This is a genomic window from Paraburkholderia heleia NBRC 101817, assembly GCF_000739775.1.
Classification (GTDB): Bacteria; Pseudomonadota; Gammaproteobacteria; order Burkholderiales; family Burkholderiaceae; genus Paraburkholderia; species Paraburkholderia heleia.
The window spans coordinates 44,768-66,995 of sequence record NZ_BBJH01000010.1; the positions used below are offsets into that span (position 1 = coordinate 44,768).

At 62.4% G+C, this 22,228-nt stretch carries 16 protein-coding genes; 6 read left to right on the forward strand and 10 right to left on the reverse strand.

Annotation, left to right across the window (positions count from 1 at the left end; translation table 11 throughout):
• Nucleotides 1–156: 156 nt before the first annotated feature.
• Entirely contained in the window at nt 157–1,602 is a 1,446-nt protein-coding gene (locus BHE01S_RS11280) for a DEAD/DEAH box helicase (protein ID WP_042263818.1), read from the reverse strand.
• Between the two features lie 151 nt (nt 1,603–1,753).
• On the opposite strand from BHE01S_RS11280, the gene BHE01S_RS11285 reads away from it, so the two are divergent.
• The gene (locus BHE01S_RS11285) at nt 1,754–2,044 is read left to right on the forward strand and encodes a hypothetical protein (RefSeq protein ID WP_042263918.1); all 291 of its coding nucleotides are present in this window, start codon (nt 1,754–1,756) and stop codon (nt 2,042–2,044) included.
• A gap of 28 nt (nt 2,045–2,072) precedes the next feature.
• Here the strand turns inward: BHE01S_RS11285 and BHE01S_RS11290 are convergent, their stop codons facing one another.
• On the reverse strand, nt 2,073–2,957 hold the full coding sequence (locus BHE01S_RS11290; protein ID WP_042263819.1) for a LysR family transcriptional regulator: 885 nt from the start codon (nt 2,955–2,957) through the stop codon (nt 2,073–2,075).
• Between the two features lie 129 nt (nt 2,958–3,086).
• Here BHE01S_RS11290 and argC point away from each other — a divergent pair, with 129 nt between their 5' ends.
• Entirely contained in the window at nt 3,087–4,016 is a 930-nt protein-coding gene (gene argC / locus BHE01S_RS11295; RefSeq protein WP_042263822.1) for an N-acetyl-gamma-glutamyl-phosphate reductase, read from the forward strand.
• Nucleotides 4,017–4,382: 366 nt separating this feature from the next.
• Nucleotides 4,383–4,685: a DUF4148 domain-containing protein gene (locus BHE01S_RS11300; RefSeq protein WP_042263824.1), complete on the forward strand. Its 303-nt coding sequence runs from the start codon at nt 4,383–4,385 to the stop codon at nt 4,683–4,685.
• 149 nt (nt 4,686–4,834) lie between these two features.
• Here the strand turns inward: BHE01S_RS11300 and BHE01S_RS11305 are convergent, their stop codons facing one another.
• Nucleotides 4,835–5,410 carry a class I SAM-dependent methyltransferase gene (locus BHE01S_RS11305; protein ID WP_084068761.1) on the reverse strand — a complete coding sequence of 192 codons (576 nt, stop codon included), beginning with the start codon at nt 5,408–5,410 and terminating at the stop codon, nt 4,835–4,837.
• A 517-nt stretch (nt 5,411–5,927) separates the two neighbouring features.
• On the opposite strand from BHE01S_RS11305, the gene BHE01S_RS11310 reads away from it, so the two are divergent.
• The 3 genes from BHE01S_RS11310 (at nt 5,928) to BHE01S_RS11325 (ending at nt 10,472) form a co-directional block, all read left to right on the forward strand.
• Complete coding sequence (locus tag BHE01S_RS11310) at nt 5,928–7,076, forward strand: branched-chain amino acid ABC transporter substrate-binding protein (RefSeq protein ID WP_042263922.1); 1,149 nt, start codon at nt 5,928–5,930, stop codon at nt 7,074–7,076.
• 389 nt (nt 7,077–7,465) lie between these two features.
• Nucleotides 7,466–8,857, forward strand: a complete 1,392-nt coding sequence (locus tag BHE01S_RS11320) for a diguanylate cyclase domain-containing protein (RefSeq protein WP_042263830.1) — start codon at nt 7,466–7,468, stop codon at nt 8,855–8,857.
• A 289-nt stretch (nt 8,858–9,146) separates the two neighbouring features.
• Nucleotides 9,147–10,472, forward strand: a complete 1,326-nt coding sequence (locus BHE01S_RS11325; protein ID WP_218000410.1) for an MFS transporter — start codon at nt 9,147–9,149, stop codon at nt 10,470–10,472.
• Nucleotides 10,473–10,484: 12 nt separating this feature from the next.
• Here the strand turns inward: BHE01S_RS11325 and BHE01S_RS11330 are convergent, their stop codons facing one another.
• The 7 genes from BHE01S_RS11330 to BHE01S_RS38385 form a co-directional block, all read right to left on the reverse strand.
• The gene (locus tag BHE01S_RS11330) at nt 10,485–11,282 is read right to left on the reverse strand and encodes a sulfite exporter TauE/SafE family protein (RefSeq protein WP_042263836.1); all 798 of its coding nucleotides are present in this window, start codon (nt 11,280–11,282) and stop codon (nt 10,485–10,487) included.
• Between the two features lie 131 nt (nt 11,283–11,413).
• Nucleotides 11,414–11,926, reverse strand: a complete 513-nt coding sequence (locus BHE01S_RS11335; RefSeq protein ID WP_052405849.1) for an H-NS histone family protein — start codon at nt 11,924–11,926, stop codon at nt 11,414–11,416.
• A gap of 236 nt (nt 11,927–12,162) precedes the next feature.
• Nucleotides 12,163–15,633 carry an ATP-binding protein gene (locus BHE01S_RS11340; RefSeq protein ID WP_042263838.1) on the reverse strand — a complete coding sequence of 1,157 codons (3,471 nt, stop codon included), beginning with the start codon at nt 15,631–15,633 and terminating at the stop codon, nt 12,163–12,165.
• Nucleotides 15,634–15,636: 3 nt separating this feature from the next.
• Nucleotides 15,637–16,887: a metallophosphoesterase family protein gene (locus BHE01S_RS11345; protein ID WP_042263841.1), complete on the reverse strand. Its 1,251-nt coding sequence runs from the start codon at nt 16,885–16,887 to the stop codon at nt 15,637–15,639.
• Between the two features lie 2,407 nt (nt 16,888–19,294).
• Nucleotides 19,295–20,290: a ParB/RepB/Spo0J family partition protein gene (locus BHE01S_RS11355; RefSeq protein WP_042263926.1), complete on the reverse strand. Its 996-nt coding sequence runs from the start codon at nt 20,288–20,290 to the stop codon at nt 19,295–19,297.
• Nucleotides 20,287–21,495: an AAA family ATPase gene (locus BHE01S_RS11360; RefSeq protein WP_062859876.1), complete on the reverse strand. Its 1,209-nt coding sequence runs from the start codon at nt 21,493–21,495 to the stop codon at nt 20,287–20,289. The genes BHE01S_RS11355 and BHE01S_RS11360 overlap by 4 nt, the downstream gene beginning before the upstream one ends.
• Nucleotides 21,434–22,081 (reverse strand): hypothetical protein, encoded by a 648-nt coding sequence (locus BHE01S_RS38385; protein WP_167337677.1) that lies wholly within the window; start codon nt 22,079–22,081, stop codon nt 21,434–21,436. The genes BHE01S_RS11360 and BHE01S_RS38385 overlap by 62 nt, the downstream gene beginning before the upstream one ends.
• Nucleotides 22,082–22,228: the final 147 nt, after the last annotated feature.

The following is a 22,228-nucleotide window of genomic DNA, read 5'->3' on the forward strand; positions in this document are numbered from 1 at the left end:
CGTCACCTCTTCGCGCGGCGACCGGTGCGATCGCCGTAAGCTTCGCCGTCGTCTCCCGCAGGCACTGGCCGCGTTAAGCACGGTTGCACCGACATCGCCGCCAAAGCGCACCGGTGGCCGGGCTGCTCCAGGGCTGGCGTTGCTCAGCCCAACGGATCACGATTGGCGTTTGCCGCGGCTGCTGGAGGGTTTGCCAGCCGGCTTACGCGAACCGGCAACTGGCCTGGTGGCGGGTTGGCTGCGCGGCTTTTGCACGCTGAATGGGCTAGCGCTGGACAAGCTTGTGCCTTTACCTGCGGCCGCGGCGCGCTGCGCGGCAGGCTTGCGCTTGTTTTCGCCACTTTGCGGGTGCGGTTTCTTGCTGGGCATCTGCATGGCGCCTGGCACAGCTTGCAACGTTTTGGGTTTCTTGGGCTTTTTGGGTTTCTTGATGATCTGGCCCGTCGCGCTGGTTTGCGGCACGCGGTGTTCGGCTTCAAAACCCGGTTCTTCTTCGCGGGGCAGCGTTTGCCGGATCAGCGCTTCGATTGCGGCCAGTTGCGGCGCTTCATCGGCACACACGAGGGACACCGCCACGCCGCTGGCGCCCGCGCGGCCGGTACGGCCAATACGGTGCACATAGTCTTGGGCGACGATCGGCAGATCGACGTTGATCACGAGCGGCAGGTCGTCGATATCCAGTCCGCGCGCGGCCACATCGGTGGCTACCAGCATATTGACTTCGCCCGTCTTGAAACGCTCCAGCGCGCGCAGGCGCGCGGGTTGCGGTTTGTCGCCGTGGATGGTGTCGACCGCATAGCCCGCTTCATCCAGCATGGCCGCCAGGTAGTCCACGCCACTGCGGGTTTTGACGAACACCAGCGCGTGCTCCCAGTTGTTCTCGGCCACGAGGTGCATGAAGAGTTCAGGCTTGTTCCGTTTATCCACCGGCACCACCCACTGCTTGATCTTGCTCGCCGTGGCATTGGGCGGACTGACGCTGATATTGACCGGGCCGCGCAGAATCCCCGCCGCCATGGCGCGGATATCGTCGGTAAACGTGGCGGAGAACAGCAGGGTTTGGCGCTGTGCGGGCAAGGCAGCAAAGACTGCGTTGAGTTCGCGCGCGAAGCCCAGGTCCAGCATGCGGTCGGCTTCATCCAGCACCAGCGTTTGCACTTGATCGAACTGCACGGCGTTCTGTCGATTGAGGTCCAGCAAACGGCCCGGCGTGGCAACGAGCACATCGACGCCTTTGCGCAACTTCATCATCTGCGGGTTGATGCTCACACCACCATAGGCGGCCAGAAATCGCAAGTCGAGGCCTTTGCCGTACGCGATAAAGCTTTGCAGCACTTGCTCAGCCAGTTCACGTGTGGGCACCAGCACCAGAACACGCGCGCGGTTGCTGGACACCGCGGGGCCGTGTTGCACCAGCCGTTGCAGCAGCGGCAGCGCAAAACCCGCCGTCTTGCCAGTACCGGTCTGTGCCGCAGCCATGACGTCCTTGCCACTGAGCACGGCGGGAATCGCCTTGGCCTGCACCGGCGTAGGCGTCCGGTAATTGAGGTCCTGCACATTACGCAGCAAGGGATCGATCAGGCCAAGCGAGGCGAAAGACATTGACGTATTCCGGGCTAAAACCGCAATTCTAGCGGTTACCGCGCTAATTTCGCCGCGTGGATTCGTGTGTCATCGTACAGAACCATTTGGTGTGTTACCTTAGCTGCTCGGGGCCAGCAGGACATTTCAGTCGAACACCAGAAGGATGCTCATGGAATTCAACAATGGCGCTGTACTAGAAGCTCTTCGACTTGCCTTGTATCGACAAATACCGTGGCACAAGCGACCGGCAATTTTCACGTCGCTTCGCGCCCAGGGTTTGATCCAGACCGTAGCCCAAACCCCTCCCCCCAGTACGAAGTATCTCCCCACATTGCAGATTGCCGTCCTGACGGATAAGGGACAGAGAGAAATCCAGCGCATCGAAGCGTCAAAGCATGTTTCAGGATGGCTGGACGACGACTACTTCGCAACGTTCCTTGCAGAGGTTGTGCTCGCCTGACCACGCATCACTGCGTGCGATGCAACGCCTACGCCAGTCGCAAATCCCACAGCACATCAAGTACATGTTGCGTGGAACGCTCAACGTACCCCGCACGATGTGCAATACCGAGCCGCCGCCACAATGCCGGGCGCAGCGGACGCATGACAATGCGCCTGTCGGGTAATGGCGTAGTGGCCTCGTGGGGCAACACCGCTGCGCCGTAACCCGCCGCTACCAGACTCTTGATCGCATCGTTATAGTTGAGCTGAATGCGCGGCACAGGATGGTGCCCTCCGGTCGCGAACCACTCCGCAGTCAGACGCGAGAGACGCGTGGTCGCGTCATTGAGAATGAGGGGTTGCGCGGCGAGCCATTCCGGGGTCACGCGCGCCGGACACCGCCAATGCGCCGGCACAAAGGCCATCACAGGGTCGCGGCGCCAGGGCTTTATCACAAGTCCAGCCACCGGGGGCTGGGGCAGCGCGATCAGCCCGATATCCAGCGTTCCATCCACCAGCCGTGAAAGGGTTTCTTGCGAAGTCAGCACGGCAATCTGAATGTCGATGGCGGGATGGTGCTCGCGCAGGACCTCGAGCGCTTGCGGCAGCAGATGCGCGATCACGCCCGTAGATGCGCCGAGACGCGCACGCCCTTCAAGCCCCTCTACCTGGCGTTGAATATCGTCTAACGCCTGCTCCGCGTCGGCCAGCAGCCGGCGCGCGCGCTCCACCAGCACCTCGCCTATCGACGTCGGCCCCACATGTCCGCGCTTGCGTATCAGGATTGGCGCCCCAATGCGGTCTTCGAGCTCGGCGATGTGAAGGCTGACCGTCGGCGGCGCCAGGTGCAATGCACGCGCCGCATCGGCGAACGAACCACGGTCGGTAACGGCAACCAGAGTGCGCAAGCGGTCCAGGCTGATCTCTCGCATGACGATGTCCTGATTCAGAAAATCTGAATGTATTCGTTATGAAATTCAACTTTCTCTATTCTATCCGTCCGCGCAACATAGGGGCTCGTTTTACCTGTTATCACCCACAGTCAGCGGAGTCATCCACATATGAGCGCTCCCGTAGTTTTTATCGACGGCGACCAGGGCACCACCGGGCTGCAAATCCACGACCGCCTGCGCAACCGGACCGACATCAGACTGTTCACACTCGCCGCTGCCGAGCGCAAGGATTCGCGGCGTCGCGCAGAAGCCATCAACGCCTGCGATATCGCCATCCTCTGTTTGCCGGATGCCGCCGCGCGCGAGGCGGTGGGCGCCATCGTCAATCCTGCCGTCCGCGTGATCGACGCAAGCTCTGCCCACCGCACACAGCCGGGCTGGACCTACGGTTTTCCGGAGATGACGCCGGGGCAGGCCGAGCGAATTGCGAACGCACGTCGGGTCACCAATCCTGGTTGCTATCCGACCGGTGCAGTTGGCCTGTTGCGTCCGTTGGTACAGGCCGGGCTCATACCGGGCAATTACCCGATCAGCATTCATGCGGTATCCGGCTACTCCGGACGCGGGCGTGCCGGCGTGGCGGAACACGAGGGGCCGGGAGCCGCCGGCGCGCCTTCATACTGCGTCTACGGCCTGGAACTCGCGCACAAGCACACGCCGGAGATCCAGCAGCACGCCTCGCTTGCGCAACGACCGATTTTCGTCCCTGCGTACGGAGCGTTCCGCCAGGGCATCGTGCTGACGGTTCCGCTGGCGTTGCGGATGCTGGCACCCGGCGTGGATGGCGCCACGATGCACGCATGCCTCGCACGTCACTATGCCGGGGCGACCCACGTACGGGTCTTGCCGCTGCACGAATCGCGTGCCTTAAAACACCTGGATCCGCAAGTGCTGAACGGTACGAACGACATGCACTTGAGCGTATTTCCTGACGTGGAACACGGGCACGTCCTGCTGTCCGCGGTTTTCGACAATCTTGGCAAAGGCGCATCCGGCGCCGCGGTGCAGAACCTGAATCTCATGCTCACCCGGCAATAGACCCGCGACGCCGTTTTGCCCTCCCCCGATTGCGAGTACACCGCACGCGAGCGCAGTCAAGTCAGCGATTGGCCTGCGGCTAATCTGGCTCGCCCGGCGGCGTGTTCGGATGAGCCAGGACGCTGTCCTTGAATGCCTTCCCCATTTTGCGTCACGCTCGTGGGCACAATCATCGGGGGATAGCTGTTTGACAGTCTCCATCAAATGATGGAGGTCAAAACGATCACGCGCGCATACGATCGAAACAGACGACAGCGATAACGTTTGGGCGCTGCAAATTCTGGCAAGGGGTCGAACCAGGGTTCGGATGAACGGGCCGTTTGCAGCACGAGTCAGGCGGTGTAATCAACCCGGAGGTGGGCCATTATGAAGACGCTAGTCCAGACAGTTTGCGCGGTCGCCGTCATGGCTGTGCCACTTGCATCGTCGGCGCAGTCGGATGGCGGGCTGACGCGCGCACAGGTCGAGACGGAGATCGCTCAGCTTCAGCAAGCCGGCTTCAATCCGGCCAATGCGAATACCGTCGACTTTCCCGCCAACATGCAGGCGACCGACGCAGCTGCCGCAGGCCAGGGTAGCGGCTACGGCCCCGCAATGAACGGCTCGTCGCAGATGGGCCATCCGGCCAGCCCGACCGGGATGAAGCCGGTCTTCTTTGGCGGGTCGTAAGCCTTTTCGTCTGGCCAGGCCGGGCGATAGAGAGCATGCCGTCTCTCTGCGGGACGGCGTGGAGCATCGTGCTATGCGCTTCGCGCCGTTCACGAATGCAATATGCTTGTTCTGCACTCCTTCCGGACAGCCGACACCGGCCTGTTCGTTCATGGTTTGACAGCGAGCACGCATATCGCCTTCGCTATTTCGACGAGCTTCGCTTCGACGAAGCCAGCGGCGGTTAGTCGTTCGATCAACCCGCCCGGCTCCTGGCCGGAATAAGTCGTGAAACCGAGCGCGACTGTGCCCCCGGCTTTCATGGCCCGCCGTATCTCGGCGAGGCCGGTTTCGGAGTCCTGCCAAACCTGCATGGAGTTGATAGCCAGCACCTTGTCGAAGGTGTTGTCGTCGAACGGCAGTCGCTCCACCGAACCGATTCGCAGGCCGACCCGGCCACGAGCCATTGCCGCGCCGTTGCGGGCTGTGGCCTGCTCCAGCATTTCCTGGGATGGGTCGATGCCGTCAACATGCCCGGAGCGTGTCGCTGCTGCGAGAAGCTGAATGCCCGCGCCGGGCCCAAATCCGATTTCCAGCACCCGGTCGTTTTCCCGAATCTCGAGAAGGCCGATCGCCCAGGCCGCGCACGGTTGGTTCATCCTTGCCATGACTGCGCCGCCGAGCCGGCCGAGGATGCCTTCGGGTCGACCGAATGTTCGCATCAAAACACGTTCGAGTGCGCCCATGATCGCTTCTCCCATGTTGCATGCAAGAAGTCTATCAGCGCCTTCTGGACCGGCATCAATGACGCTCGTCTGCCAGCAGGCTGCCGGAATTGGCGTGCGTGAGGCCCCGGAAGCGGTTCCACCGGCTACGGCCGCGCATCGGGATCGACCACCGCGCTCACGCGTGCACGTAACCCGGTTACGCAGCCATCGACGGCAAATGGCTTCACGCCGGCAGGGCGTACTTGCCCTGATTGCTCCGATTCGGTCGGTTATGCAGAAATGCGCATTGAAACCGTCGTGAATGGTCAAGACGAAGCGATATTGGCTTCCTATAGTCGCTTTCAGCGTTTCGCCCCGGCGATATTCAGGCAGGGCGGTTCGATCGATACCACGCCTATTCTGGAGGAGCCCAGCACGCAGTCGACGCGAACAAGAGAGTCGTGAACCCGCCGATACCCGGCCGCGCGAAGCGGGCGAGCCCGGCCGGTATGCACGCCACAGCAGTGAACCCATGCTTGCCGACAAAGGAAACAACATGCGTTTTGCGAAGACTCTTACCCCTATCGCAGTTTCAGTTGGAGCACTTCTCGCTATTGCACCGCTCGCCTCGCGCGCGGATACCGTCGTTAAAATCGGCTTTGCCGCGCCGCTCACCGGACCGAACGCCAGTTACGGCAAGGACCTGGAAAACGGCGTCAAGATGGCCCTCGACGACGCCAAGGCGCAAGGCGTCAAAATCAACGGTCAGCCGGTCTCGTTCGAGCTTGTCGCCGAAGACGATCAGGCCGATCCGCGCGTGGGCGTGCAGGTCGCGCAAAAGCTCGTGGACGAAGGCGTTTCGGTCGTCGTTGGCCACTTCAACTCGGGTACGACCATTCCCGCCTCCGAGCTGTACGAGAAGGCGGGCCTGCCCGACATCGATCCGGCGGCGACGAACCCGGTCATCAGCGGCCGCGGCTTCAAGAACGTCTTCATGGTGATCTCGAGCGACGCGCAAAACGCGGGCACCGCGGGCGCCTACGCGGTCACGACGACGAAGGCGAAGCGCATCGCCGTAATCGACGACCGCACGGCGTTCGGCCAGGGCGAAGCCGACGAATTCGTGAAGGCCGTCAAGGCGCACGGCGGCGAGATCGTCGACCGCGAGTACACGACGAACCAGGCAACGGACTTCAAGACGCAGCTCACGAACATCAAGAGCAAGAACCCCGATCTGATTTTCGTGGGCGCTCTTAATCCGCAGGCGGCCGGCATCATGAAGCAGATGGCCCAGCTCGGCATCAAGGCGCAGTACGTGGGCGGCGGCGGCGTGAAGGATGTCGATTTCATCAAGCTCGCGGGCGACGTGTCCGAAGGCGCCATGGCGTGGGAGTACGGCCGTCCGCTCGACAGCACGCCGGTCGGCGCGAAGTTCGCCGATCGCTTCAAACAGAAGTACGGCGTGGAAGTGCTCTCGTACGCGCCGTTCGGCTACGACGCGGCGTGGGCCGCCATCAAGGCGATGCAGGCCGCCAATTCGACGAAGCCCTCCGATTATCGCGCGAAGCTGCAAGCCAGCAGCTTTGACGGCATCACCGGCGATATCGGGTTCAACACGAATGGCTCGCTCAAGAACGGTTCGTCCACGGTCTATCAGGTGAAGAACGGCCAGTGGGTGACGGTCAAGACGGTCAGCGGCCTCTGATCGCCCACGCGAACCTCGCCTGTTTCAGGCGAGGTTCGCGCACAAAGCGAGAGGTCGCGCAGCGCCGGCAGCTGCATTCCTGAAATACCAGCTGGATATCCGCCACGATCCCCAATTGCCCCGCCCCCGCTGCGGACCTCGTGCCGCCGTCGCCCTGGCTCGCGGGGCAGGCCGCCTTCGCGCTATCCCGCAAATACGCGCCCTGAAGCCGCGCGCTCAAAACCGAAACGCAATATGAGGGGGCCCGTGCATCCGTGCCCCACTATTTAGCCGATTCGGAGCACAATACCTTCAGTCAAATTTGTCTGCTTTCCGGACGCGAGCGGCCCTTCACGGCGGCACGCCACGATCGCCATTCCCGAGCTGCGCATCAACCCAAAAGTCATCATATGGACGGCTTGCTGATCGGTCCGGCAACACGCAGACAGGCGCTCTTCGCCAGCGTATGCGCGTTTGCGATCCTCCTTACGCTCGCGCTCGCGGCGCCACGTGCGCGCGACGCTCTGCCCGGCATCGCCCCGTTCATGCCGATGTGCGCGCTCACGGTGTTCACCACGTCGAGCATCGCGGCGTTCCTGCTGGGCGCACGTTTCGCGGCCACGCGCGTGGCCATGCTCGCCGCGTTGGGCGGCGCCTACGCGTTCACGGCCATTACCGTCGCGCTGCAACTGTTGATGTTTCCTGGCGTGTTTGCGCGCACGGGGCTATTCGGCGCGCTCCCGAATAGCGCCGAATGGATGTGGGTGTTCTGGCACGCTGGCTTTCCCGCACTCGTCATCGTGGCCGAACTGGTGCGAAAGCGCCTGCCCGCCTCGCCGTTCGCCCGCGAACGTCTCGACGCGCGCGGCTGGCTGCTGATCGCGGGCCCGGCGGCGGTTGCCGCGCTGCTGGGCGTGCTTGTCACGCACGTGGACCTCGCATCGCCGTTTCGCGACGTTGCGAGCGCCGCGCCGGCGTCGGCCATCGCGGACAATCTCGCGGGCCTCGTGATTTGCGCGCTCAACCTGATCGCCATCGCGCTCGTGCTGCTCAAGGGACGGCTGCGCCTCGTGCTCGATTGGTGGATCGTCGTGGCGCTGCTCGCCTCGCTCGTCGACGCCGCGCTCAATACGCTCAGCATCGAGCGCTTCACGGTGGGCTGGTATGTCGCGCGCGTGTTCAGCATGTTCGCGCCAGGCGTGCTCGTGTGCGTACTGGTGTGGGAAGTCACGACGCTCTATCGCCAGCTCGCCGATGAACACGCAACGCTGATCCGCGCCTCCGCACGCGACGCGCTCACGCACGTCTATAACCGCAGCTATTTCGACGAGCAGTTCCGCGAGGCCTTCGAGCGCGCCGTGCGCAGCGGCCAGCCGCTCTCGCTCGTGATGCTCGATGTCGATCACTTCAAGCACTACAACGACGCCTTCGGCCATCTGCACGGCGACGCCTGCCTCGGCGCCGTAGCGGGTGCGCTAGCCGCCACGCTTGCGAGCACGTTGCCCGCGCCAGGCGGTTTCGTCGCCCGCTATGGCGGCGAAGAATTCGCGCTCGTCCTGCCCGATACCGGCGCGGATGAAGCCGCGGCGCTCGCCGAACGCGCACGCGCCGCCGTCGAGCAACTCGGCATTCCCTCGCCCGCCGCAGGCGGCTATGTGACGGTGAGTGCGGGCTGCGCCACCCGCGACGCGATCGTTGCGTCGTCCCCCAATGCGCTGATCGAAGCCGCCGATGCCGCGCTGTATGCGGCCAAACAAGCTGGCCGCAACCGCGTGAGCCACGCGGGCGCGAGCTTCGCGTAACGCGTGCCGATTCGTTGCTGCTCGCGCTGGCGTAAGCGGCATTGCCAAAAGCGCAACGCATTTGGGTTTCAACCAGGTGCTTCCATGTCCCGGCATCAATAAAGTGCGTGCTAAGGCCTGTATCGGCATTTGCATACGTCGCGCACAATCCATGCAAATACATCGATGCATGCACATATGTTCCCCACACGCTTTCAAAATGTAATGAGGAATCGGGATGTCCATTGAAAAATCGGCGGAAATTGCCGCCCGCTTCGACCGGCTACCGCCTTCGCGCACAGTCTGGTCGATGGTGATCCTGCTGTCGCTCGGCGGCGTATTCGAGTTTTACGACCTCTTCTTCACGGGCTATGTCGCGCCCGGCATGGTGCATTCGGGTCTTTTCACACCCGAATCACTCGGTTTCTTTTCCGCACTCGGGCCGCTCAAGGTGGCCGGCTTCGGCACCTTCGTGTTCTCGACCTTCGCCGGGCTGTGGGTCGGCGCGCTCGCGTTCGGCCAGGTCGCGGACAGGTTCGGGCGGCGCATCATCTTCACGTGGTCGCTGATCTGGTACATCGTCTGCACGGCGATCATGGCATTTCAGACGAGCGGCCAGGCGCTCAATATCTGGCGCTTCATTGCCGGCATCGGCATTGGCATCGAGCTCGTGACCATCGACACGTATATTTCCGAGCTGATCCCAAGCGGCGAGCGCGGCCGCGCCTATGCGGTCAACCAGTTCATCACGTTCAGCGTGGTGCCCGTGGTCGCGTTTCTCGCCTATATCCTCAAGGACTCGCATCCTGTCGGCCTCGACTACTGGCGCGTCGTGATCCTGATCGGCTCGATAGGCGCGGTGGTGGTATGGTTCCTGCGCCGGAGCATTCCCGAAAGCCCGCGCTGGCTCGCGCGCAATGGCCGCGAGGACGAAGCAGAACGTATCGTTGCCGACATCGAGCGGCGCGTAGCCGCCGAAACGGGCACGGCTTTGCCGCCACTCGGGGCGATCTCGCTCGAAAAGGCCGGGCGCGGCTCGCTCGGCGAAGTGCTGCGCGCGCCGTATTTGCGGCGCACGGTCATTCTGTCGATTTTCAACATGGCGCAGGTGATCGGATTTTACGGTTTCGCCGCATGGGTGCCCACGCTGCTGATCGCCCGGGGCGTCCACATCACGCAAAGTCTTGCGTACGCCTTTGTGATTGCCATTGCCAATCCGTTCGGACCGCTGATTGGCGTGTGGTTCGCCGACAAGCTGGAGCGCAAGACACAGATCGTCGGCGGCCTCCTCATTATGGGGGTGGTCATCACGCTATTCGCGCAAGCCACGCAGCCGTGGGCCCTGATCGTGCTAGGCGTGCTCTTCACGCTCGCTTCGAACGTGATGTCCTACGCCTATCACGGTTACCAGGCCGAGCTTTACCCTACGCGCATCCGCGCTCGCGCCGTCGGCTTCGTCTACTCGTGGAGCCGTATTGCCGCCGCGTTCGCGGGGTTGGCCATCGGCATCCTGCTCCATCATTACGGTGTGCCTGGCGTCGCGGTGTTCATTGGCGCTTCGATGCTCGTGGGCATCGTGATGATTCTGCTTGGGCCGGTTACGCGCGGGCTCTCGCTCGAATCGATCAGCCATTGAGTCAGGCGATCGTCAAAACAGGACGTGCGATTTGACGATCATCTGCACGGCTGCGGCCAGCACGCACACGAGCACGACCACGCGAAACGCGAGCGGATGCAGGCTGTCGCGCAACGGCCGAATGAGCAGCATGCCCGCGATGGCGGGCACGCTGGCCGCCGCCGAAATCGCGAGATCCATGAAACCCGCGTGCGCGCCGTGGCTGAACGTCGTGATGAGCGTGATAACCGAAACGACGAGAATGATCGCAATCTGTTTCGTGAACGCGCGGCCCGTGGCGCCCGACGCGATCAGATACATGGCGAGCAAGGGCCCCGGCACGGCGGCAATGCTCTCCATGAGCGCCGCCCCGAAACCGAGCGCGAAACCCACTGGCCGCGCGAGCGCAGGCGCGAGTTTGAAACGCGGCGAAACGAGCAAAAGCAACGCCGCCACGATCAACGCCACGCCCGAGGCCGCCTGGGCGTGATGCGGCTCCAGCGCGATCAGCACGGAAACCCCAATCACATTGCCGATCACGGTGCCAATCAACGGCGCCGCGATATTGCGCACGGTAGGCAGCATTTCGCCGCCCTCCAGCGCCTGCGGAATATTGCCGAGAATGATCGGCATGGACAGCAGCAGCACCGCTTCCTTGACCGGCAAAAAATGCGTGACGATGGGCATGGCCACAAGCGGCACGCCGATGCCCGTCACGCCCTTCACCATACCGCCCAGCACGAGCGCAACCGCAATGCCGAGCCATTGAAGTACGTCGAGCGACTGCAGATGGGGCGCGAGAAGACCCGAGGAAAAAGAAAAGCCGGACATCGGTGACGATCAGGGCATTGGCGCGCGTGGTTTCGCGCCGCTCATGTGAAAGTGGCCGCGGGCGTCGAAACGCCGGCGCGGCCACCGGTTCGCAAGCGAATTTCGCTTATGCGCTTTTCTCAGCGGCTTAATTAAGCAGCCGCTGCGGCTTGTGCCGGCTTGGCGGCCGCTTTACGGCCTGCCGTTTTACGCGCCGCCCGCTTTGCGGGTGCAGCTTTCTTCGCGGGCGCGGCCTTGGCGCGCTTCGCCACGGTCTTTTTCACCGCCGCCCCATTGGCGCGCGGTTTGCGCGCGACCTTGGCAGCAGCCTTTGCCGCGCTGCCGTCGATCAGGAATTTCGAACGGTCTTTCACGTCGCGAATCCATGCCGGCGCACGGCCACGGCCGGTCCACGTGGCGCCCGTTTTCGGGTCGGCGTATTTGGCCGCAACGGTGCGCCTTGCACCGGCAGCCTTGACGCCTTTGCCAGGCTTGCGGCCGCGCCGCTTGCCGATAAAGCGGTCGATGTCGGCCACGCTCAGGCCATGTTTGACCATCAGTTCGCGGATTTTTGCGAGACCGGCCGACGCTTGTTTTTCCACGATCGATTCGGCCTGCTTTTGCAGCTTTGCGATCTTCGATTGAATTGCATCCAGGGTGACCATTCACATCTCCTTATTCACGGTTTTTACGGACACCCTTCAACCGTTACTGGCCGATTGCGATCCTGTGCGATCCTGTCGGCCGGGGCGTCGCGAAAGACAGGTGATTATGAAGTCAAATCACGCATGCTGGCAAATTATACGAATGTTTTGTAGTGGAAAACATGTTTCCTGATCAGACTATTGATCGTTCCGCATACAAAGTCCCCATGAATTCTCTTTGAGCAACATTCGCACCGCTACGCGGCAAGAGGCGTGCGCTGCAATTCGACTACATTGACCTGCGCGCCAAATATCTCGCGAATCAAGGGCAAAAGGTGATCGTGGTGCGTGAGAAACAACACCTGGGTTTTCGCGGAGAGATTTCGTAAAGCCGCGAAACCGGCCTTTGCGCGCTCATCGTCGAAATTGATGAAGAGATCGTCGGCAACGAAGGGCAGCGCCGCCTTGCTCACCAGTTGCAATTCAAGGGCCGCGATGCGCAGCGCGAGAAAAAGCTGGTCGCGCGTGCCTTCACTCATTCCACTCACTTCCACGGTTTTGCCGGTGCTGCGGCGCGCATACAATGCGGGCGGATTGCGTTCGTTATCCACCACGAGCCTCGCGAAATCACCGAGGGTGAGTCCGCTGAATATTTCACCCGCTCGACGCAGCATCGGCCCCTGCTTCTGGTCGCGATAGCGGTCCGTTGCCCATTTGAGCAGGCGGCTTGCCGTCGCGGCTTCGAGATATTGCTCCGCGGCGTCGCCCATGGCGCTCAGGGCTTCCTGGCGTTTCGCTTCGGCGAGCGCGGCATTGGCCTGGCCGTTGATCGCGTCGAAGGCCTGCCTCGCGCTCACCTGTTGCTGCAGGCACTCGCTCAACGCTCGCTCGCCCGCTTCGCGTTTCTGGTTCACGGTTGCGAGCAGCGCGGGCATCTCGGAGAGAGGCTGCTCCGCGATCTCCGCCTCGATGGCCTCCTGTGCAAGTCCGTCGCCTTCGCGCACGAGCGTGTCACGCGCCGCCGAGATCGCTTTCGACACCGCGCGACGCGCGTCGGAACGCTCGGCGAGCGGCAAGGCTGCGTCGATTTCGCTCACGCCGGCCAGCTTCAGGATGGGCTCGATACGCGCCTGTGCGCCCGCCACCGCCGCCGCGGCATCGGCCACGCGCGTGCGGGCAACCTGCACGTCGGCGTCGGCCTGGGCGAGGGATTTCGCCGTTTCGCGCGCGGCTGCGAGTCGCGCCGCGAGTTGACGCGCCACGTCGATGCCGTCACTCGACGCGGGCCATTCGGGCGCGAGCGCCCCGGCGAGGCGCCGCGCGTCGGTGTCCAGCATCGCCAATTGCGTGCGGATCGCACGAATGCGGTTACGGGGTGCTTCGGCGTCCGAAAAAGCGGCTGCGATGGCATTGGCGAGTTCCACGGCGCCTTCCGCTGCCGCGAGCGTCGCTGCGCGTGTGCCGAGATTCGCTTGCGCGAGCGCCTCGCGCCATTGCGTCTGCCACTTTGCGTAGGCCTCCCGTTCAATCGTCAAACGGGCTTGCGCAGATGCGCTCGCGCGTTCGGCGTCGCGAATCTGTGCCTCCAGACCTTCTCGCTGCACGGCGCTCTTTTGAGCCGATTGCACGACGGTTTCCGCCCTGCCGATCAATGTCGTCAGTGCATCGTCTTCGTTCGCCGGCGCCACCGGGCGCAACGTTTCGAGCAGCGCCGCATGCGCGGCGATGCGCGCCGCTCGACGCGATTCGAGCTCGCTCGCGCGCCGATCGCATTCGCTCTGTGCGTTGAGCGCCGCATCGCGATTCGCGAGCCACGCGCTCATATCTGCAAGCGGCATGCCAGCCAGCTGCGCATCAGTGGCAGTTTGTATCCAGGCATTGCGAAAGGCCTCGAGTTCGCGCTCGCGTTCGCTTAGCGCCGCAAGCTTGCGCTGCGCATTCGCGCGCGCCGTTTCGACTTGCTGACGCAAGTTCTGCAACGTGGCCGCAGCCTGCGACGTGCCGAGTTGCGCGTCGACGAGTTCGTCGGCCAGACGCATCGCATCGTCCACGGCGGGGGCGCCATCCGCGAGACTGACGCGCGCCGCCTTGACTTCGAGCCACGCGCTATCGCGGCGCGTGCGCGCCGCCTGCACTTGCGCAGTCGTGACAACCTTGTTGCCCTGCGTGAAATGCTTCTCCTGCAATTCGAAACGCCCGGTATCCTCTAATGCGGCTGAGGCCGCTTCTTGCGCCGCGGCCACCGCGCTCAAGCGCTCGCTTTCTTCTTTTTGCAGTGCGGCGAGGCGTGTGGCCGAGGGCAGGTCGAGCGCACGCAGCGCCAGCACAGGCTTGCTCCATTGGCCCAGCAGTTGGCGTCTCTCTTCGACCGTGCGCTGCGCATCCGCCAGTTCGCGCTCGAGCGCGCCTTCCTTCGTCGCGCTGTTGCGAAACTCGCGCGCGTCGTCGAGCGCGGCGTGCAACGCATGCGGCACGTCGATGCCGGGCAGGTGCGCAAGCTGCCCCTGCAATTGCGCGAGCTTGCGCGTCTGTTCGTCATGTGCCTCGCGCGCCGTCATGAGCGCTTGCTCGCGAAGACCGTGATCGCGCAGCAGGTTCGTCACCGTCTTGCGCGCGAGCGCGCCGGGCAGCGCCGCGCGCAATGCGGCTTCGTCGCCCGGCCAGCCAAGCTGGGCGGCAGCGGCGAATGCGGCGTCGAGATGGTTGCGGATCTCGGTTTCACGCACCAGCAATTCGCGCGGATGATTGACGCATTCGCCGCGCAGCGTATCGAGCGCGTCGATTTCGGCGGCGAGTGCAAGTGCGGCACGATCGGGCTCGATCGCATCACGCGACGCTTCTTTGCCTGCGAGATCGGCCTGGCGCGCTTCCTGCACTCTGCGCTCGGCGGCAATGTCGGCTTGCGCCTTCAACAGATCGGCATGAGCGGTGGGCGGTAAATCGACAACCTCGCCCAAGGCAGCCAACTCGCGCTGCTTGAGCGAAAGCTCTTCGATATAGGGAGCGAGGCGGCGCACGCGTTCGAGCTTCGAGCGCTGCGATTCGAGACTGCGCTGTTCGGCGCGCAAACGCTCGATGGCCTGTTCGACCATTTCGAGCGCGTCTTTCTTCTCGACCCAATCGCGCGTGCGCACCTGCGCGGCCTTCAGTTCGCCCGTTGCCTCGATGAACGACGTTTCCGCCTGTGCATACGCACTACCACTGCGTCGCGGAGCCCACAGTTCGGCCGCGCGACTCTCCAGTTCCTCGCGCACGGGCCCGAGGCTCCCCACGCCTGCCGCCGATTCGAACAGGACCTGCCCGAGTTTGTCCGATGCATCGAGAATACTGCGACCGCCTTCGACGAGCCGCGCATGATCGAGGCCGAACATCTGCTCGAAGAACTCCTTGCTCGTGCCGTCGAGAAATGCGGCGAGAAAGTCGTCGGGCAGTTTGTCGTCCTGCGGAGTGCGCAGCGAGTTGCGGCCGCGCGCGCGATGAAATCGTTGCTCGGCCGCGCCGCTTTCCAGCACGCCGCCAATGCGCAATTCCGGCGTGTTGTGGAGAAAATCGAGCGGCGTTTGCAGGCGCATGCCGAACAACAGTTCCGACACGGCGGTCCGCACCGTGGACTTGCCCGCTTCGTTCGGCCCCACGATGACGTGGAAATCGTGCGCCGCGTGGGGAAACGGCAGGGTCGTATCGGTGAACTTGCCGTATTTGATCAAATCGAGTTGCTTGAGACGCATGGGTCATTCTCCCGTGGAAAGGCGCGCAAGCAGCGCGGGACCGACCTGCTCCACCAGCGCCGCGAGTTTGCCCTCGCGGGCGAGTTCGAGCAGTGGCGCGTCTTCTTTCACTTCGCTGCGCACCTTGCCGACGAAGGCGCGCAAATCGCGTTCGAGCAGTGCGAGAAATTCGGCGTCTTGCGTGGCCGCTTCGACTAGCAGTTTGAGATCGGCGAGCGCTTCGATCTGCTCGTTCTGTGCAGCAGCCGTATCGGCGGCGCGCGTTTCGAGCTTGACCTTTTCCAGCCACAGCTTGTCATTGCCGATAATACCGATCTGATTGAGCACTTCGGCACGCAATTGCGTGGCGCGCCCGAACAAGAGTCCATGTGCCGGCGACTTGCCCGTCACCGTCACGCGCACCGCACGCGGCACATGCGCGTCGACGCACAGCAGCGCTTCGAGCGCAGCGCCGATCTTGCGCGACAGATCCGCGACGCCCTCGCAGTCGCTCGCGTCGACACGCACCGATTCCCAGCGCAGCACGTCGAGGTAAAGACGCTCGACCTCCGTGCGGGCGCCCTCGACGCTCACGAGCACGGCGCCCCGGCGGCCCGTTTCGCGGATGTGCCGGCCCTGCAGATTGCCCGGGAATACGATGGTCGACTCTTGCGCCCACTGCTGAAATTCGTGGACGTGGCCGAGCGCCCAGTAGTCGTAACCCTTCGCGTGCAATTCGGCACGCGTGCATGGCGCGTAGGACGCGTGCGCGGCATAGCCTTCGAGCGCGGTGTGGAGCACACCGATGTTGTAGTAACCGGCAACCGGCGACGGGTAGCCCACGGCGAGATTCTCGACCACGGCCTTGTCCTTGAAGCTCTGGCCATGCAGCGCCACCTTGATGTCGTGCAGCACGTGGGTTTCGGGCTTGCGATGACTGAACACCACCACGTTGTCCGGCAAGGTGAGCTTCCTGGTCATTTCACTTTCCGCGTCGTGGTTGCCCCACAACGCGAAAACGCGAATGCCGGCCTTGCGCAGACGTCCCATCTGCTGGCCGAAGAAAATGCCGGTGTTGTGGTCCTTCCAGTCGCCGTCGTAGAGATCGCCGGCGATGACGACGAACGCGACCTCCTCTTCGATGGCTCGATCGACCAACTGGCGCAACGCCTCGCGCGTGGCATTGCGCAATTGCGCGGCCGGCGCATCGGGATAGGCGCTCAGGCCATGTAGCGGGCTGTCGAGGTGCAGGTCTGCCGCGTGGATAAACTTCACGACGTGTCCTCTATGGTGTTTGCGGGCGCTTAACGAAGAAAGGGCGATTGCTGTTTTATCGCTCGGGCGACAAGTGATGTGCGCTGGCGATTTCAGCATGACTGTGAGCCCGGATTGCCGCCTGGAATGTGGCGCGGCAACGGGGCCCAATTCTAATCGACGCGGGTGGGGCGGCTTCGGGTAGTGTGGTGCGTCGAGGGTGAAGCGCGGCTCGCACATCACTTCGGCTCGAAACTTTGAGGAACTACAAAATACGTATTGAAATATACGATTGACGCCGGTGAGGTGAGTTCTAGCTCGTTGACGACCATTCCCGCTGTGTTTCGGGGTCGGAGAGCGGTTGTACCCGTGGAACAACTATGAGAATTTGCATTGTTTCCGGTGTGGAACGCCCATTGGATAAGAGTTTCGCCGATTTCTCCGTTTTGAGAGAAATGTTTCACGCCGGTTTGGCGGTTTTTCTGAAGTGGATTGACGCGACGCGCCGTATATCCTGCTCCGATGCGTCTGTTGTTCTCCTCGTTGAGGTCGCTGTGCGGTTGGCCTGCTTCCGTGAGTGGCTCAACACCTCCGCGGTATTTCTTCGGTACTGGCTCGCTGATCGCTACGCTTTCTCGTTTTAAGTGGCCGGCGCGCGGGGCGCGCGTCTTATATTGCTTGCTTCGTCCGCCACGGTGCTGACTACATTTCAGTTAGTTGCATTTATGACGCTTCTTTGCTGAACGAAACGAACCGACTTATTCAGCCGCGGGGAGGCATACTCCACGGTTGCTTGCCGATTTAGCAACGAATAACCGGACAAGCTCATTGCGGGGAGGCGGCGGTCAGGCGCCTTGGCGCGTCACCGTGACGAGCGGTATGCCCCCGCCCACCTCCCAGCCCTCGCGAAAACCCGCATCACGTGAGAATTAACGGGCGGCGCTGCTTCGGCTATGCCGTAGGCAACCGGTTTGGAATCCCGGGGTAAAACACAAGCGGCGGACACGAGTACATGGTGCAACCCGTGGCCGCCGAGACGTCGACCCAAAGAACGGACGGCGCTCGGTCACTGATTGGACATGAACACAAGGCGTGAGAGTTCATTCTGACGCGTGGACGGGAGCGCTCATCGTCGATGATGGTATTTGAGGGCAAATCAAGGTCGGCGAAGTTGGAGTGTCGTGGCTAAGTGGACGGCTCGCCGTGCCGACCCGTCAGGGGTCATGCCTGGAATTGGCGCATTATCGCAGTGGGTCCATATGGCGCCCCTCAATGACAAGCCACATAGTTGTTGCCGGCGCATCGTGCGATGCAGCTCAATGCGATGGCCGTCGCCTATTGGCGACAACACTTGTTCTTCAGGAGGGGATGCGGAACATGGCGCCTATCCAGTTCATCAGATCGGGCTGGATCTCGGCCAGGACAGCTAAGACATCCTCGCCTTCAGCGGGCCAACAGGTACTCCGGATTGGAAGCCGCGAAGCGTTGAGGTACGTCGGTGATGTGTCGAGTCGACACACAGGTTCGCAGATGGGGCACATGCGCTGTGACGACGCTGACTGCAGCCGGGGCGGCGGCCGGCGCCAGGGACATCTGCGCGAGCGGTTCGCCTTTTCACACGTGGGCGCACCGGGCGCTTCCTCACGAACCGCGTGAGCTACCAATGTGGCTTGCCTCAGATCACGTTGACCCGTAGCCACTACTGCGGAGAGCCGGTGACCGTGTGTCGACTCGACACACCGCCTCAGCCGACAAATCAGCAGTCGAGAAATGGAATGTGGCCTGGCAAACCGCACGATGTGCGCAGCCAGAGAGAAGGACTTATGCCTTGTTCTCGTCCTGCCAGGGATTGGGCGTGTCCTGGATCGCAATCCCCTCAGGCAACGACGAAGAGGAAGCGGTGACCGTGTGTCGACTCGACACACGGCTCGAACGAACAAGCAACGGATCGTCCCCTCGCACACGGGGCGATTAAGGCACGGGGGAGATGCCTCATCCTCATGAGTGTTGTCATGCGTCCCATGGGTTTGCAGCCTCTGCCCGCGTGTGTCGACTCGACACAGCGCCCAACCCCAAGCAAATAAATTCGGGGGCCGCCGCACCCTTTTTTCGAGTACGCCGCACACCGACCGCAACCGCTCGACGCTGGACGAGTAGTCGATGCCGCCATCCCCTTCGTCTTTCGGCTAGCGTGATCGGTCGTGTGTCGACTCGACACACGAGGCAGGTCGACGACTCCTGACACCTGGAAACGCTCGTTCCCACGACCCCGCCTCGCGCGTCGCCCCGCCCGCGGCATTGTCACAATGCCCGCGTTCCCCTGCGATTGACCTTAACTGTGTGTCAACTCGACACACAACCCGAGCCGCAAAAAAGAAAAAGCCCGCCAAAGCGGGCTTCCCTCCACATCAACCACCTCGCGGCTTAGTCAGCCGGGCTTCACATTGAACAGCTGACTAATCAGCTCCCGAATTTGCGTCTCCTGGGCATCCGACAACACGCCCGTCTTGAGCTTCACCGTGAAGCTGTTGGTATCTTTGGTAATGCTGCCAGCGTGGCTCTTGCCCGAAAAGATTTTCTCGATGCTGCGCTCGGATACCCTTTCGGTCGATTCACCCCGGCTAGCTTGCGCTCCGATCGCCGCGGCCAGCTTGCCTTGATCCAGCGTCCGGCCGACCACGGCCGGCCACAACTCGCGCGCCGCCGAAAGACCTGCCGAGCCGTACTTCTTGATTGCCGAAACAACCTCGTCAGCAGCCGACCCGCCGAGCAGCCGCGGATTCAGATCAAGATCGCGTCGAATGAAATCCGGAAGATTCTCAAAGGCCAAAAAGCGGTACAAGCCTTTGCGCGACATGCCCAACGCCTCGGCCATACGCTTGCGAGTCGGAAATTCCCGCTCGGCGCGGCGCAGCGATTGCCCAATTTCATAATCAGTGAGGTCTTCCCGGCCCACGTTTTCCACGAGCGCGAGCACCGCCATGTCCTGATCGGAGCACTCGATCACAGAGGCACGAATGTCCTGCGCCTGAATCAGGGCGTGCGCGCGAAGACGTCGTTCGCCGGCGATTAGCTGATAGCCGTTCTCCGCGCGGCGAACGACGATCGGTTCGACGAGTCCGACTTCGCGGATCGATTCAGCCAGCGAGGCAAGGCCCTCGTCGCTGAAAATCTTGCGCGGCTGCCACGGGTTCGGCTGAATCGCGTTCACCGGAAGCATGAGCTTGTCGCTCGTGCTTTCCAGTTCCTGGATGCGCTGCTGCGCCACCGCCAACGCGCCGAGCATGCCGGGCCCAGTCTTGAATGCACTGCTGCGGCGCGGCTCGGCTGCAGCGACGGCGGCCGGACGTTCGGCGGCTGGCCGCTCCGAAGACGAGCCGAGTTCACGGGTCTTCGCCGCCATCTTGTCGCGGAATGAACTCACTTGCCGGCCCTCCATTGTTCTACGTAAAGATCGTCGATCCACTGTACGTAATCGGTCAGCGGCTGACGCACGCGCGCCACCGTCTTGTCAGCGAGGTCTCCCTTGCTGATGTCGAACACGGTAGCCATGGCGAGTGCGCCGTTACTCATCGCGGAACTGGCCGGCACCTCGAGCGCGTTCACCCAGTCCTTGTAAGTCCGCTGCACCCATGAACGCACGACGGGTGCCGAAGACGTCTTGCCGTAGTCGACCTTCGAAAGCAGGACGGAAACGAAGTCGTAGGTCTTCTCGTCGCCGCGTTCCATGATCGTGTGTGCGAGGTCTGAAAACAGACTCCAGAACGACACCGAGCTGATGAAATCCAGGCTTTCGGGCACGAGCGGCATGACCATCGCGTCGGCGGCCATGAGCGCATTGATCGTGAGATAGGACAGCGACGGCGCCGTATCCAGAATGATGTAGTCGTATTGCTTACGCAGCGCCTCCACCCCCTGGCGCAGCAGGTCCCAGAACTTGAACCCCGGGTTCTTGATCACGGTGCCCGGAATATGGAACTCCGCGGAAAAGAGCGTAGGGTGCGCGGGAATGACGTCGAGCCCGTCCCAGTAGGTTTCCTGCACGAAATTCAGCAGACCGCCTTCCATATGCGGGTCGTAGATGAACGGCAGGACCGTGCTATCCTCAGTCACTTCCTTTTCGGCATACAGACCGCAGAGTTCCGTGAGCGACGCTTGCGGGTCCAGGTCGATCAGCAGAACCTTGCGGCCACGCAAGGTCAGGCCTTGCGCGAGACACATGGTCGTGGTCGTTTTCGTCGAGCCGCCCTTGAAGTTGGCAACGAGGATGACCTTGCCGTCGGCATCGCGCACGCCGGTGTGAAGCGGTGTCTGATAAATGTCGGAAACCTGCTGGACCCAGGTTCTCGCTTCAGGGAGGGTGAAGACCCGGCTGCGCCCGGACCCCTGCGCCACACCTTGTGGGAGGCCCTCGCGAGTGGCGAGCAGGTTGTTCAGTTTGATGCGATCAATACCGCACATCTCTGCGACTTGAGCGGACGTAAATGTGGGGGCCATCTTTCGCGGCCGCGGCGCCAGCATCATCTCCCGAAGCTCCTCAGATAGACGGCCGGCCTCTTCGGCAAATTCAGTGATCGCGGAAAGATCCACACGTCGATCGATCGACGGCAATTCGATAGTTTTTGCCATTAATACGCTTTTTATCAGAATTTGGATAAAGCGTAGAATACAGCAAAAGCGTATGAAAACACACTAATTGAGGGAGATATGAAAAAAAATGCCCCTCCAAAACGCGCTGTATTGCCCTCGTACGGCCTCCCCAAGGGCAAAGTACCAGTAAACCCGACAACGCCTCCAGGGCGGCTATAAGCCCTTCCGCTGCGATCTGCCTGGTTTTTGTGCAAATCGTCGGGCCAGAGCACTTCGCTGCCACTGCGCCGGTCGAGGTTTTTGTGCAAATCCGCCTTGCGGATCGCTCCGTGCAGGCCGCATCGCTCGCATGGAGCCCACCTTGGTCACGGTTTTTGTGCAGTTTCATCGTCTGATCTGCCGGCACGCCCCGATCCGGCCGCCAGGTAACGATTTTTGTGCTTCCAGACTTCTGCTTGCCAGCCCGGTCGGCCGCAATTGCACAAAAACCGTTACCGCATGCGCTGGGACAAGCCTTGTCGTGCACACCCCTGCCATCGCACCGCACAAAAATCGTTGCCAGACTCCCTCTCGACGACCAACTCGACAGCGATTTCGCCATCTCGAGGCCATCCAGTTCCACCAACACGCACCTCATGCCAGCGCTGCACAAATTTCGTTACCTCGCGTGGACCGCGAATAACCAGACATCGCATCGCGCCCGCACAATAACCGTTACCTCCCGCTCGACTTCCACGACGTGCACAAAAAACGTTGCCGTCAGGGCACCGCG